Origin of the sequence: Pseudomonas sp. TH06 (assembly GCF_016651305.1) — a bacterium.
Lineage (GTDB): Bacteria > Pseudomonadota > Gammaproteobacteria > Pseudomonadales > Pseudomonadaceae > Aquipseudomonas.
Genome location: NZ_JAEKEC010000001.1, coordinates 4,267,186 through 4,280,052, shown reverse-complemented (window position 1 = coordinate 4,280,052; position 12,867 = coordinate 4,267,186). Strand labels below are relative to the sequence as shown.

Sequence of the window (12,867 nt, the reverse complement as noted above, 5' to 3'; positions counted from 1 at the left end):
GACAATCGAAAACGCGAAAAACCCGATTATGGGCGAAAGCTGCCGTTAGACAAAATCCTTTCAGCCTCAAGGATGGCCTCGTGTTTAAGGCTATGCTCGCAAGATGATCCTATTTCCCGATCTGCTCTCGCTACCCCACCAGTTACGCCATCCTGAAGTGCGTGATCTGGCGTGGGTCATCCTCGCCCCGCCGATGCTCGCCGCCACCCCGTGGCCACAGCGTCATCCGCTGGCGGGCAGCGACTGGGTGAATGACCCCGGGCGACTGGAACAATGGCTACGCCAACTCGATCGCGACAGCTACGGTTTGCTGCACTGGTTATCGCAGGCACGCACCCGGCGCCTGGGCCTGTATTACGAGCGGCTTTGGCAATTTGCCGTGGAGCACGCGCCGGGGATCGAACTGATTGCGGCGAACCTGCCGATCCGCCGCGAAGGCCATACCCTCGGTGAACTGGACATGCTGCTGCGTGACCGCGACGGCGTGCATCACCTGGAACTGGCGATCAAACTCTACCTCGGCCCGCAGAATGGCGACGGCCACGATCCCGCGCGATGGCTGGGCCCGGGCTGCCATGATCGACTGGACCGCAAACTGGCGCATCTGGCCGAGCATCAACTGCCGATTTCGGCGCGCCCGGAAAGCCGCGAAGTGCTGGCGGCGCTGGATATCGAGGTGTTCAGTGCGCAGTTGTGGCTTGGCGGTTACTTGTTATACCCGTGGCCCGGGCAGGCTGAATCACCGAACGGTGCACACCCGCAGCATTTGCGCGGCAGCTGGTTGCATCAGAAGGATTGGCCGGCGTTTGTCGCGCAACGTCCGGCCGGACGCTGGCAACCCCTGCCCCGCCACGCCTGGCTGGCGCCCGCGCACTACCCGGCGGATCAGACCTGGAGGCATGAGCACTTGCAGATGTGGCTGGAGGCACTGGAGCCCTTGGCGCCGGCGCAGCTTATGGTGCGATTGACCGAGAATGCCCAAGGCGAATGGGAAGAGGCCGAGCGGCTATTCCTCGTTTCCGATCTCTGGCCGAATGTCCCCGGCCAAGCTTGAGATTTTGTATCGCGTTTACCGGCCCCATCGCGAGCAGGCTCACTCCTACATTGGATTGCGTTCCCCTGTAGGAGTGAGCCTGCTCGCGATAGGGTCACCTCGGTCTAAAGGGATAAACGCAAAGCCAAAGCCGCCAACGTCACCAACAACACCGGCACCGTAAGCACAATCCCGACCCGGAAGTAATACCCCCAGCCAATGTGAATGCCCTTGCGCTCCAGCACATGCAGCCAAAGCAAAGTCGCCAGACTGCCAATCGGCGTAATCTTCGGCCCCAAGTCACTGCCAATCACGTTGGCATAGATCATCGCCTCCTTGACCACCCCGCTCGCCTGACTCGCATCAATCGACAGCAACCCGATCAACACCGTCGGCAAGTTATTCATGATCGACGACAACAGCGCCGTCAGCACCCCGGTCCCGAGCGCCGCGCCCCACACGCCATGCCCGGCAAAAACATCCAGCCACCCTGCCAGATACCCGGTCAGCCCGGCATTGCGCAGGCCATAGACCACCAGATACATACCCAGCGAGAAAATCACGATCTGCCACGGCGCCTCTTTCATCACCTTGCGCGTGGAAATCTTGTGCCCACGGGCGGCGATCCCCAGCAACAACGCCGCGCACACGGCGGAAATCGCGCTGATCGGAATACCCAGCGGCTCCAGCGCAAAACAGCCAATCAACAAAATCGCCAACACCACCCAACCGGCATAAAACGTGGCTTTGTCGTGAATCGCGGTCTCCGGGTGTTCGAGTTGTTCAGGATCGTAGGACTGCGGAATATCGCGACGGAAAAACCACAACAACATGCCCAGCGTCGCCGCAACACTGACGAAGTTGACCGGCACCATCACCGCCGCGTAGCGATTGAAACCAATGTGAAAGAAATCCGCCGAGACGATGTTGACCAGATTCGACACCACTAACGGCAGGCTCGCCGTATCCGCGATAAACCCTGCACCCATGACAAATGCCAGCGTCGCCGCCGGCGAGAAACGCAGCGCCAGCAACATCGAAATCACGATCGGCGTGAGGATCAGCGCCGCGCCGTCATTGGCGAACAGCGCCGAAACCAGTGCCCCGAGCAGCACCATAAACGCAAACAACTTGCGCCCACTGCCGCGCCCCCATCGCGCCACGTGCAGCGCCGCCCAGTTAAAGAACCCGGCTTCGTCGAGCAGCAAACTGATGATGATCAGCGCGACGAAGGTGCCGGTGGCGTTCCAGATAATCTGCCAAACCAGCGGGATGTCGCTGAGGTGCACGACGCCGAAGATCAGCGCCAGCACGGCGCCCAAGGTCGCACTCCAGCCGACGCCGAGGCCTTTGGGTTGCCAGATCACGAGGGTAATGGTCAGCAGGAAAATCAGTGACGCAGCGAGCATCCGCAACAGCCTTAAATTGAAATGAAATAGTGAAGCCAACACAAAAAACTGTAGGAGTGAGCCTCCTCGCGATAGCGGTGTGTCAGTCGACTGATTGGTAACCGACAGTCCGCTATCGCGAGCAGGCTCACTCCTACATTGTGTCCCGTGTATGGCTTATTTTTTGTGGTGCTCTACAAATTGCCCATAAGCATCGATGAATTTTTGCAGAAAAGGTTTCACCGTTTCGCTCAATTTTCCCGATTCATCAAACGCCGAACCCGCCCCACCCAGATACGCTTCCGGCTGCTGCATACATGGCACATCAAGAAACACAAACGACTGGCGCAAATGCTGGTTGGCGCCAAAACCACCGATGGCACCCGGCGAAACACTGATCACCGCGCCCGGCTTGCCGCTCCAGACACTCTTGCCATAGGGACGCGAACCGACGTCGATGGCATTCTTCAACGGTGCAGGCACGGAACGGTTGTACTCGGGGGTGACAAACAGCACCGCGTCGGATGAAGCCACTTTTTGCCTGAAAGTGCTGTAGGCTGCCGGCGGTGAATCGCCGTCGATGTCTTCGTTATAGAGTGGCAGATCACCAATTTCGACAATCTCAAGCTTGAGGTTCGAAGGGGCCAGCTCTGCCAATGCCAGAGCGACCTTGCGATTGATCGAAGCTTTGCGCAGGCTACCGACCACTACAGCGACGTTGTAGACATTGCTCATGGAAGACTCTCGATGGTCCGTGGGAGGAGCCACTAGTTATAGATGATCCGGTGACGATTCCACCAGCAGACAAGGGAAATTCCCCTGTGCTGATTATTTTTTTCCTGTAGGAAAACTTACAGGCCTTGATGACGGTCTACCAAGCCGCAAATCAAGCGTTTTATCTCCAGAGGTTCTAAGCAGATGGCAGCAGTACTCGTCGGTCAGTTCCATGCAAGAGATGCGGAAGGCCGCGTTTATTCCGTGCATGAGTTCCAGGAATCCACTCCGTCGGCAGACGGTATTGCAGGCTCGGAGCCGGTTACCACCTACAAGCTGGCCATTGGCGATCGCGTCAACAAGGTCAGTGACAACGAGTTTTTGCTGGTTCAGTCGGGCATCACCCTGACTCGCGAACCTGAGACAATCACCGCTTCATAACTCACCGTTATGAGCAGAAGTCATATGCGCAGACTTGGGGTAGGATTCAGCCTGACCCCACCTGCTGAACATGGACTTCACGCATGCGTTTACGTCATATCGAAGTGATTCAGGCGCTCTTGCAGACCGGTCACCTGGGCACCGCCGCCGAATGGCTGCAATTGCCGCTGGCCGAGGTCGAAGAGCGTTTGCGCGAAGCCGAGAGTCAGTTGGGGTTCATGCTGTTCGCCAGCGTTCGCGGACGCCTGCAATCGACCCCCGAGGCGCGGGCGCTGCAAGTCGAAATCGCTCACGTCTATGCAGCGCTGGAGCCGGTGCAACGCTTGGCCGGAAGCCTCAAACAATACCTCGCCCCACCCGTACGCATCATCGGTACACCGCCGCTGGCCCAGCAACTGCTGCCACAAAGTCTCGCCGCCCTGCGCCGACGCTTGCCCGATGCCCCGTGCACGCTGATGAGTGCATCGACTCGCGATATCGTCCGCAGCCTGTTGTTACGCGAAAGCGATCTTGGCCTGAGCCTGCACGACCCTGAACATCCCGACATCAATTGCCAGCCACTGGCTCAGGGCAAACTGCAATTGCTCGCACCCCACGGCTGGCTGCAACCAAAGCAGAAATACATTTCCCTGCAGGATCTGGCCGGGCAAGCGATGGTCGGCCTCGAAGGCCAGGATCCATTGAGCCCGGCGCTGGAAAACAAACTCCAGGCCCTGCGCCCGGCGCCGAGCATCCAGACCCGGGTGCAAACCCATCAGATGATGCGCAGCATGGTCGAGGCCGGTGAAGGCCTGGCCATCGTCGATCCGTTCACCGCCCTCGGCGCCCGTACCGCAGGCCTCGATGTGTGCCCACTGTCACCGGCCGTGGCGATCAGTGTCTACGCGCTGACTTACAAGCACGCCCCCACCCCCGCCGCCATTCACACCCTGCTGGCGATCCTCACGGAACAAGCCGAGGCGATGCTGTCGAGCTGACCGGATGCTCCAGCGGGTTATCGAACAATCGATACCAGAACAGCGCCACTTCCGCGGTGTTCGGGTCAATCCCCCGATAGCGCAACTGGTCGACACCGCCGATCACGTAGCCGCACCGTTCATACAACCGGCAGGCACCGAGGTTATTGTTCTGGGTTTCCAGCATGATCCCCGGCAGCTTCTTCTTGCGGCTCCAGAACTGCGCGACATCGAGTAACGCCTTGGCCACACCGTGGCGACGCGCCGGCGCATGCACGGCCAGTTCGTCGATATGGGCAAAGCCGTTCCAGTTGGTGCTGATCACCAGATGACCGACCGGCTCGTCATCGAGGTACGCCATGAAAATCGCGCTGTCGGCGGCATTGTGAAAACTGCTGAATTCCTCGGGATCAATGCCATAACACTTGCGATACGGCACGATTGGCGTCACCAACCATTGCTCAACGGGCTTGCCAATCACGGCAGCACCATAAGCGGCGACTTCAAAACTGAAGTCACTGCCCCAGATGTAAGGCGCAAAACCTTCATCGGCGACCCTTACCGACAGCCCTGGGTATTTCGGATTCATGACCGGTTGCATACTGGGAAAAGTCCTCATTCCTTGACGCAATCGACGGTGTAGTGCCGTCCATTGCCTTCGTCTTCGTGTTGCAGTCCATGCACATCGGCGACAAAACCGGGAAAGCTGCTATCGAACGTGCGGGCAAATTTCAGGTAATCGATGATTGAACGGGTCGATTCGGTAAAGCGCTCACCGGGCATGATCAACGGGATCCCCGGCGGATACGGCACCAGCATCACCGCTGCAATTCTGCCTTCCAGCTCGTCGATCGGAACCGCCTCGACTTCACCGCGTACCAGATGATCGTAGGCGTGGGCTGGTTTCATGGCGATTTCCGGCAGTACGGTGTACATGCGTTTGAGATGTTTGGCGGTGGCGTTGCTGCGATAACAGGCGTGCAATTGATCGCACAGATCGCGCAGGCCCATGCCGCGATAACGCGCGGTGTCTTCCTGCGCGACACACGGCAGGCACGTGGCCAGACTGACGTTGGCGTCGTAACTGCGCTTGAACTCCAGCAACTCGGTGAGCAGCGTGCTCCATTTGCCTTTGGTGATGCCCATGGAGAACAGCACCAGAAACGAATACAACCCGGTTTTCTCCACCACCAGCCCGCGCTCCCAGAGGAACTTGCTGACCACGGCGGCGGGGATGCCCTTCTCGCTCAACGCGCCGCCGGCATTCAACCCCGGCATCACCAACGTCACCTTGATCGGATCGAGCAAGACGTAATCGTCACTGACCTCGCCGAAACCGTGCCATTCAGCGTCCGGCTGCAGCAGCCAGTCTGCGGTTTTCACCCGCTCGATACCTTCGACGCCCGGCGGCTGCCAGATCGAAAACCACCAGTCATCGGCCGCGATGTGCTGACGCAGATTGGCCAGCGCACGACGGAAACTCAGGGCTTCGTCGAAGGTTTCCTGCAACAGCGAGCGCCCGGCCGGACCTTCCATCATCGCCGAAGCGACATCCAGCGAGGCGATGATGCTGTACTGCGGCGACGTCGAGATGTGCATCATGAATGCTTCGTTGAAACGATCCCGATCCAGCTGTCGCGCACCGCCGTCCTGCACATGAATCATCGACGCCTGACTGAACGCGGCGAGCAGTTTGTGCGTGGAATGGGTGGTGAACACCAGCGGGCTGTCTTCGCTGCGTGAAGTGGCCATGCCGTAACGCCCGGCGAAGAATTCATGAAACGCCGCATAGGCGTACCAGGCTTCGTCGAAGTGCAGCACTTCGACACTGTTGCCGAGGTGTTGTTTGATCAGTTCGGCGTTATAGCAAAGCCCGTCGTAGGTCGAGTTGGTCACTACCGCGAGTTTCACTTTTGGTGCGCGGCCCTTGGTCAGCGGGCTGGCGTCGATCTTGGCCTGGATCGATTCGCGGCTGAATTCGCTCAGCGGAATCGGGCCGATGATCCCCAGCTCATTGCGCTCCGGGCACAGGTACAGCGGAATCGCGCCGGTCATGATGATCGCGTGCAACACCGACTTGTGGCAGTTGCGATCGACCAGCACCAGATCGTCGCGAGCAACCATGGAGTGCCAGACGATCTTGTTGGCGGTCGAGGTGCCATTGATCACGAAAAACGTGTGATCGGCGCCGAAATTGCGCGCCGCCCGCGCCTCAGCCTCCGCAAGCGGGCCAGTGTGATCGAGCAACGAACCCAGTTCAGGCACCGAGACCGACAAATCCGAACGCAGCGTGTTTTCGCCAAAGAACTGATGGAACGCCTGCCCCACCGGACTCTTGTGATACGCCACGCCACCGCCGTGACCGGGGGTGTGCCAGGAATAATTGGAATCGGCGGTGTGTTGCACCAGTGCCTTGAAAAACGGTGGCAGCAGGCCGTCCAGGTACTTGCGCGCCGCCCGCGCCACTTGCCGGGCGAGGAACGGTACGGTGTCTTCGAACAGGTAAAGAATGCCGCGTAGCTGATTGAGTTCGGCCATGGCATCGGCCGGGGCGTTCTCCAGAGTGACCTGTTCGCCCAGGGCAAAAATCGGCAGATCCGGTGCGCGCACCCGCGCCAGGCCAATCAGTTCGGCCATGTTCTGCAACAGATGCGAATTCGTGCTGGCGTCCTCGGCGGCAATCAGCATGCACGCGAGGCCATGATGGGTCGAAGCCACCAGACGCCCTTCGGTGTAGTCGGTGGCCGAAACGATACTGAAACCTTCCTGCTCCAACTCCCGGGCGATGCCACGGATACGGTCACCGGCGACCGTGTCGGCCTTGATGTCGCGATGGACGATCAACACCGGAAACTTCAAATCTTTGTACATGGGGCTCAGTGTCCTGAGGCGGCGGATTCGAACCCGCCAATGCACTCAGGGTAGAGGGTTGCAGCGAAAGGCGCGAGGGTGGCCACTTGGCTTCATTGAGCCTGACTCGGCTTTTGTGGCGAGGGAGCTTGCTCCCGCTGGGGCGCGAAGCGTCCCTTTGCACTCTTTCAGACAAAACGGGTGTACATATTTTGCGACTGCTTCGCAGCCGAGCGGGAGCAAGCTCCCTCGCCACAGAGGATCTCTCAGGCCTGGGCATCAGCCTCGGCAATCTGCGTCCACAACGCCGGGCCACCGGCGGATTTGGCGATAATCTCCAACCGCACAAGGTGCGCCGCCAGCTCTTCTTCCGTCGCGCGAATGATCCGGCTTGGCTGACGATCCGCCGGCAAACGACGGATCTCGGTAGCAGAATTATCCGCGCCTTCGCCCGAACCATTACCGTCCGACGCATTGCCTGCCAGCGACAGGCTGGTCTGGCCGCCCGTCATGGTCAGGTAAACGTCGGCAAGAATCTCCGAGTCGAGCAAAGCGCCGTGCAGCTCACGGCCGGAGTTGTCGACGCCATAACGTTTGCACAACGCATCGAGGCTGTTGCGCTGCCCCGGGTGACGTTCCCGGGCCATCATCAGGGTGTCGAGGATCGAGCAATGCTGGGTGATGTCGGCGCGATCCTGCTGGCCCATCAAGGCGAATTCGTTGTTGATGAAGCCAACGTCGAACGCCGCGTTGTGGATGATCAGCTGCGCGCCTTTGATGAATTCGAAGAACTCATCGGCGACTTCGGCAAAACGTGGCTTGCCGACAAGAAATTCGTTGGTGATGCCGTGAACGCCGATGGCGCCTTCATCACTCTCGCGATCCGGTTGCAGATAAACATGAAAATGCCGGCCCGTCAGGCGCCGACCGATCAGTTCGACGCAACCGATTTCAATGATCCGGTGACCATCGGTCACCGGCATGCCGGTGGTTTCGGTATCGAGTACAACGGATCTGGTGGCCATCAGTGCTCAGCTCTCAACGGGTCAATCGTGCAAAAACGCGGATGTTAACACGCTCGCGGCGTGAGTCGCGCACCGCCGGGTGATCGGCGCTTATGCAGTTTTTAACAATCATTAGCAATGTTCATAAAGTCTATCGGCAATCGGCTTGTTAGCGTGCGCGGCTTGTTTCCCACGGGTTAAAACGCGTCATGAAGACTGCACAGGTTTTATTGCTCGGTGGCTGCTTGCTGGTTGCCGAAGCGCATGCCACCAGCTTCGTCATCAGCACCGACATCACCATGAGCCTGACGCTCAGCTCAAGCAAAGGCACCAGTGGATCGTTCAAGGACGACAAGATTGTGCTGGCGGCGAAGGATGATGCGGCGGCGTTTGTGGCGAGTGGAGGGGAGATTCGCGGGGTGCGGATGGAAGCGGCTTTTTTGCGGATACGGGAGGTGCTGAAGGATTCTGTGTATACCGACCGGCAACTGGCCGAGGCCATTCTGATCCTGTAACAAATTCCCCTGGAACTGCCGAAGGCTGCGATCTTTTGATCTTGATCTTTTAAAAGCAAGATCAAAAGATCGCAGCCTTCGGCAGCTCCTACAGGGGAATGTATTTCAAACAGGGCTCAGGTCTGCTTGTAACCGCGCACTTCGTCAACGCCACGGTTGGCGAGTTGGTCAGCCCGCTCGTTGCCGTGATGGCCGATGTGCCCACGCACCCACTTCCAGGTGACCTTGTGGCGGTTGACCTGCTCATCCAGTTCTTTCCACAGATCAGCGTTTTTCACTGGCTCCTTCGCTGCGGTCTTCCAGCCGCGCTTCTTCCAGTTGGCCATCCATTCGTTGATGCCCTTCATCACGTACTGTGAGTCGGTGACCAGCAGCACTTCGCACGGGCGCTTCAAGGCTTCGAGGCCACGGATGGCGCCGAGCAGCTCCATACGGTTGTTGGTGGTGTTGGCCTCGCCGCCCCACAGTTCCTTTTCGACGCCCTTGCACACCAGCAACGCGCCCCAGCCGCCCGGGCCGGGGTTGCCCTTGCAGGCGCCATCGGTGAACAGTTCTACGGTGTCGACGCTTTCAACGCTTTCGCTCATGCCACTCTATCCAGAATAAATGTTTGCCTCGCCGATCACGGATCGACGATGGCCCGGGCCGGGATATACCCGGCCACAAATAAAAGAAGGTTTACGGTTCGATACGACGGCGGTTGACCTTGGCCATCGGCAGTGGAATCAGCTTGCCCATCGGCTCGCGACGCTCCTGACGCAGCGGCCGCAGCCCGACCACGATCTTGCGCGCGACCAACAAATAGAAGCCGCCGCCCGACAGTTGCCAGTCACCGGCCTTGCGTTCCCAGCCGGCCAGACGGGCCTGCCACTTGGGCGACGCGAGCGGCGGACGATAGCACCCGAAGCGGCGTTTCTCCAGCGCAAAGCCGAGCAGATTGAGCCAGTCGGCGACCCGCGACGGCGAGATACACCGCGCCTGACGCAAGGCATCGTGGGCGAATACGTGACGCAGCCCCCAGGAGCTCCAGGGATTGATGCCGATGATCAGCAGATGCCCGCCGGGGCGCACACTGCTCGCCGCTTCACGCAGCAGACCATGAGGCGACAGACAGAAATCCAGACCGTGTTGCATCACCACGACATCGGCCGCGTGTTCGCTGAGCGGCCAGGCCTGCTCTTCGCAGACAATCTCGACCCCGGGCAACGGCGCACCGAGGCGCACATTACGCTGCACTTGCGGCGCCGCCGGCGGGGTTTCGGCGGATGGTCCGTAATGCACCAGATAACCGCCAAAGAACCGGCCCAGCTCGTCTTCGAGCATGCGCCGCTCCTCATCCAGCAGAAACTGCCCGAGCGGGCCCGACAGCCATTCACGGGCGGCGCTGATCAACGCCAGCCAGTCGGGATCGGCCTGAGCGAACGCTTTATCGGTCATGTCATTCTCCAACGCGCCAGGAACTACTAAGATGCGCCAATGTTTTCCGCTTGGCGAATTCCGACGATGATACAGATCAGTGCCCTGCCCGCGTTCACCGACAACTACATCTGGTTGTTACAGGATCACCGCACCCAGCGTTGCGCGGTGGTCGATCCCGGCGATGCCGCTCCCGTACAGGCCTGGCTTGCCGCCCATCCCGGCTGGGTGCTGAGCGACATTCTGATCACCCACCATCACCATGATCATGTCGGCGGCGTCGAACGCTTGAAAGCGGCGAGCGGTGCGACAGTCTACGGCCCGGCCAGCGAAAGCATCCCGGCGCGGGACGTCGCTCTCAAGGACAACGACAGCGTCAGCGTGCTCGGCTGGGACTTCGATGTCTATGCGGTGCCCGGTCACACCCTGGGACACATTGCCTATTACCACCACGGCCTGCTGTTCTGCGGCGACACCCTGTTCGCTGCCGGTTGCGGCCGTTTGTTCGAAGGCACGCCTGAGCAGATGCACCACTCGCTCAGCCGACTTGCTGCCCTGCCTGAAGACACGCTGGTCTACTGCACCCACGAATACACCCTGAGCAATCTCAAGTTTGCCGCCGCTGTCGAGCCGAGCAACCCGGACATTGCCGCCCGTCTGGAAAAAGTTACCCAGCAACGGCAAAACGGTGTCATGACGCTGCCTTCGACCCTGGCTCTGGAAAAGCTCACAAATCCGTTTTTGCGCACCTCTGAAATATTAGTTACACAAAAAGTGGACGAACGGGCCGGCGCTCAAAACCGGGCGCCGAGCGAGGTTTTTGCGGCCTTGCGGGCATGGAAAGATAAGTTCTAAGTGACTCACGGCTTGGTACAAAAATTCTGAATGGTTGACCGCAAGGGGTGCGCTTTCTAGAATCGCCCGACATTTTTGCCCGGAACTTACTTCCAGCCAATGTCGTCATCCATACGTAAGTCCGTCAATTCAGACGCATTGACCCGCCTGGCGCAAGCCATCGCGGTGGCTGTGTCCGCCACGCTGGCGGGCTGTTCCAGCCATGCTCCGCAGACTGAAGCGACACATACGCCAAATATTGCTGCGCGAGCCAAGCAGAAGCCGATCTGGCTGACCGAGAAGCCCAGCCCACAGGTTCCCCAGGACATCTGGGAACGCATGCGCCAGGGCTTCCAGTTGCAGGAAGGCCTGGGCGTCAACCCGCGCATCGAGCAGCAGCGCCTGTGGTTCGCCAGTAATCCCTCTTTCCTCGAGAATGCCGGCGAACGCGGCAGCCTCTACATCCACTACATCGTCGAACGCCTCGAAGAGCGCAACATGCCGCTGGAGCTGGCCCTGCTGCCAGTGATTGAGAGTGCCTACAACCCGATGGCCTATTCCCGCGCCGATGCGGTGGGCCTGTGGCAATTCATTCCTTCCACCGGGCGTTACTTCAACCTGCGCCAGACCCGTTTCTATGATGGCCGGCGCGACATCACCGCCTCGACCACCGCAGCGATGGATTACCTGACTCGCCTGCACGACATGTTCAACGGCGACTGGCTGCTGGCCCTGGCGGCGTACAACGCCGGCGAAGGCACGGTCAGCCGCGCCATCGAACGTAACGAGAAGCTCGGCCTGCCAACCGACTACTGGAACCTGCCGCTGCCGGCGGAAACCCAGGCTTACGTGCCGAAGCTGCTGGCGCTGTCGCAAGTGGTACTGGCACCTGAGGCCTACGGCGTAAACCTCAACCCGATCGCCAACGAACCGTACTTCCAGGTCGTCGAAATCAACCAGCGCATGGACCTGTCCAAGGTTGCTGCGGTTGCCAACATCGACGAAGACGAACTGTTCCAGCTCAATCCGGCATTCAAGCAGCGCACCACCATCGATGGCCCCCAGCATTTGCTGGTGCCAACGTCGAAGGCGCAACTGCTGACAGCCAGTCTGCAGACCATGCGCCCGGAAGAGCTGATCAGCACGCGTTCGCTGAAACCGGTGTTCGAGGGTGCCGACCCGACAGAGGTGGCGAAACTCAAACGCGCCTACCGTGTGAAACGTGGTGACAACCTCGGCTCCATCGCCAAGGCCAACAAGGTCGAAGTGAAGGACCTGCAACGCTGGAACAAGCTGACCGGCAAGAACCTCAAGGTCGGCCAGACCCTGGTCATGCAAGACACCACCAAGCGCGCTCCGGCTCGCAACAGTGGTCGGGTCAACACGGTGATTGCGGCCAACAGCAAGTCCAAAGCCAAAGACGACAGCAAGCAGCAGACCCAGTACAAGGTCAAACGCGGCGACACGCTGTACGTGGTCGCCAAGCGTTTCAATGTTGAGATGCAACATCTCAAGCGCTGGAATCCGGGGGCTGGCAAGGCGTTGAAGCCGGGGCAGATGCTCACGGTATATCAGTCACGCTGATAGAAAGGCCCCTGAAATTTCAGGGGCTTTTTTTGGCCGAAATTATTGTGACCAGTGGATTTCCTGTGGTGAGGGGATTTATCCCCGACGGACTGCGCAGCAGTCCCTTCTTTCCTGTCAATGAGCAGGGCC

13 protein-coding genes are annotated in these 12,867 nt (G+C 59.6%); 6 read left to right on the top strand and 7 right to left on the bottom strand.

Going from position 1 to position 12,867, the window contains the following annotated elements; genetic code table 11:
• Positions 1 to 103 precede the first annotated feature (103 nt).
• Positions 104 to 1,054 (top strand): DUF1853 family protein, encoded by a 951-nt coding sequence (locus JFT86_RS19300; protein WP_201237928.1) that lies wholly within the window; start codon positions 104 to 106, stop codon positions 1,052 to 1,054.
• A 104-nt stretch (positions 1,055 to 1,158) separates the two neighbouring features.
• Here JFT86_RS19300 and JFT86_RS19295 read toward each other — a convergent pair whose 3' ends face one another.
• Both JFT86_RS19295 and JFT86_RS19290 read right to left on the bottom strand, forming a co-directional pair.
• Positions 1,159 to 2,442, bottom strand: coding sequence for an arsenic transporter (locus tag JFT86_RS19295; protein WP_201237927.1), 1,284 nt, complete (start codon positions 2,440 to 2,442; stop codon positions 1,159 to 1,161).
• Positions 2,443 to 2,598: 156 nt separating this feature from the next.
• Complete coding sequence (locus tag JFT86_RS19290; protein WP_201237926.1) at positions 2,599 to 3,156, bottom strand: NAD(P)H-dependent oxidoreductase; 558 nt, start codon at positions 3,154 to 3,156, stop codon at positions 2,599 to 2,601.
• Positions 3,157 to 3,339: 183 nt separating this feature from the next.
• On the opposite strand from JFT86_RS19290, the gene JFT86_RS19285 reads away from it, so the two are divergent.
• Both JFT86_RS19285 and JFT86_RS19280 read left to right on the top strand, forming a co-directional pair.
• Positions 3,340 to 3,576, top strand: coding sequence for a hypothetical protein (locus JFT86_RS19285; RefSeq protein WP_201237924.1), 237 nt, complete (start codon positions 3,340 to 3,342; stop codon positions 3,574 to 3,576).
• An 83-nt stretch (positions 3,577 to 3,659) separates the two neighbouring features.
• Positions 3,660 to 4,553 carry a LysR family transcriptional regulator gene (locus JFT86_RS19280; protein WP_201237922.1) on the top strand — a complete coding sequence of 298 codons (894 nt, stop codon included), beginning with the start codon at positions 3,660 to 3,662 and terminating at the stop codon, positions 4,551 to 4,553.
• Here the strand turns inward: JFT86_RS19280 and JFT86_RS19275 are convergent.
• The 3 genes from JFT86_RS19275 to dnaQ form a co-directional block, all read right to left on the bottom strand.
• Positions 4,519 to 5,133: a GNAT family N-acetyltransferase gene (locus JFT86_RS19275; RefSeq protein ID WP_201237921.1), complete on the bottom strand. Its 615-nt coding sequence runs from the start codon at positions 5,131 to 5,133 to the stop codon at positions 4,519 to 4,521. The two genes, JFT86_RS19280 and JFT86_RS19275, sit on opposite strands and share 35 nt — an antisense overlap.
• A gap of 14 nt (positions 5,134 to 5,147) precedes the next feature.
• Positions 5,148 to 7,403, bottom strand: coding sequence for an Orn/Lys/Arg decarboxylase N-terminal domain-containing protein (locus JFT86_RS19270; RefSeq protein ID WP_201237919.1), 2,256 nt, complete (start codon positions 7,401 to 7,403; stop codon positions 5,148 to 5,150).
• Between the two features lie 245 nt (positions 7,404 to 7,648).
• A complete protein-coding gene (gene dnaQ, locus JFT86_RS19265) occupies positions 7,649 to 8,407 on the bottom strand; it encodes a DNA polymerase III subunit epsilon (RefSeq protein WP_201237917.1) in 759 nt (252 codons plus the stop codon).
• 188 nt (positions 8,408 to 8,595) lie between these two features.
• Here dnaQ and JFT86_RS19260 point away from each other — a divergent pair, with 188 nt between their 5' ends.
• Entirely contained in the window at positions 8,596 to 8,901 is a 306-nt protein-coding gene (locus JFT86_RS19260) for a DUF2388 domain-containing protein (protein ID WP_201237916.1), read from the top strand.
• A gap of 116 nt (positions 8,902 to 9,017) precedes the next feature.
• Here the strand turns inward: JFT86_RS19260 and rnhA are convergent, their stop codons facing one another.
• Complete coding sequence (rnhA, locus tag JFT86_RS19255) at positions 9,018 to 9,488, bottom strand: ribonuclease HI (protein ID WP_064390484.1); 471 nt, start codon at positions 9,486 to 9,488, stop codon at positions 9,018 to 9,020.
• 91 nt (positions 9,489 to 9,579) lie between these two features.
• Positions 9,580 to 10,338, bottom strand: coding sequence for a methyltransferase domain-containing protein (locus tag JFT86_RS19250; RefSeq protein WP_201237914.1), 759 nt, complete (start codon positions 10,336 to 10,338; stop codon positions 9,580 to 9,582).
• 66 nt (positions 10,339 to 10,404) lie between these two features.
• On the opposite strand from JFT86_RS19250, the gene gloB reads away from it, so the two are divergent.
• Entirely contained in the window at positions 10,405 to 11,172 is a 768-nt protein-coding gene (gloB, locus tag JFT86_RS19245; RefSeq protein ID WP_201237911.1) for a hydroxyacylglutathione hydrolase, read from the top strand.
• A gap of 99 nt (positions 11,173 to 11,271) precedes the next feature.
• Positions 11,272 to 12,735, top strand: a complete 1,464-nt coding sequence (locus JFT86_RS19240; RefSeq protein WP_201237909.1) for a transglycosylase SLT domain-containing protein — start codon at positions 11,272 to 11,274, stop codon at positions 12,733 to 12,735.
• Positions 12,736 to 12,867: the final 132 nt, after the last annotated feature.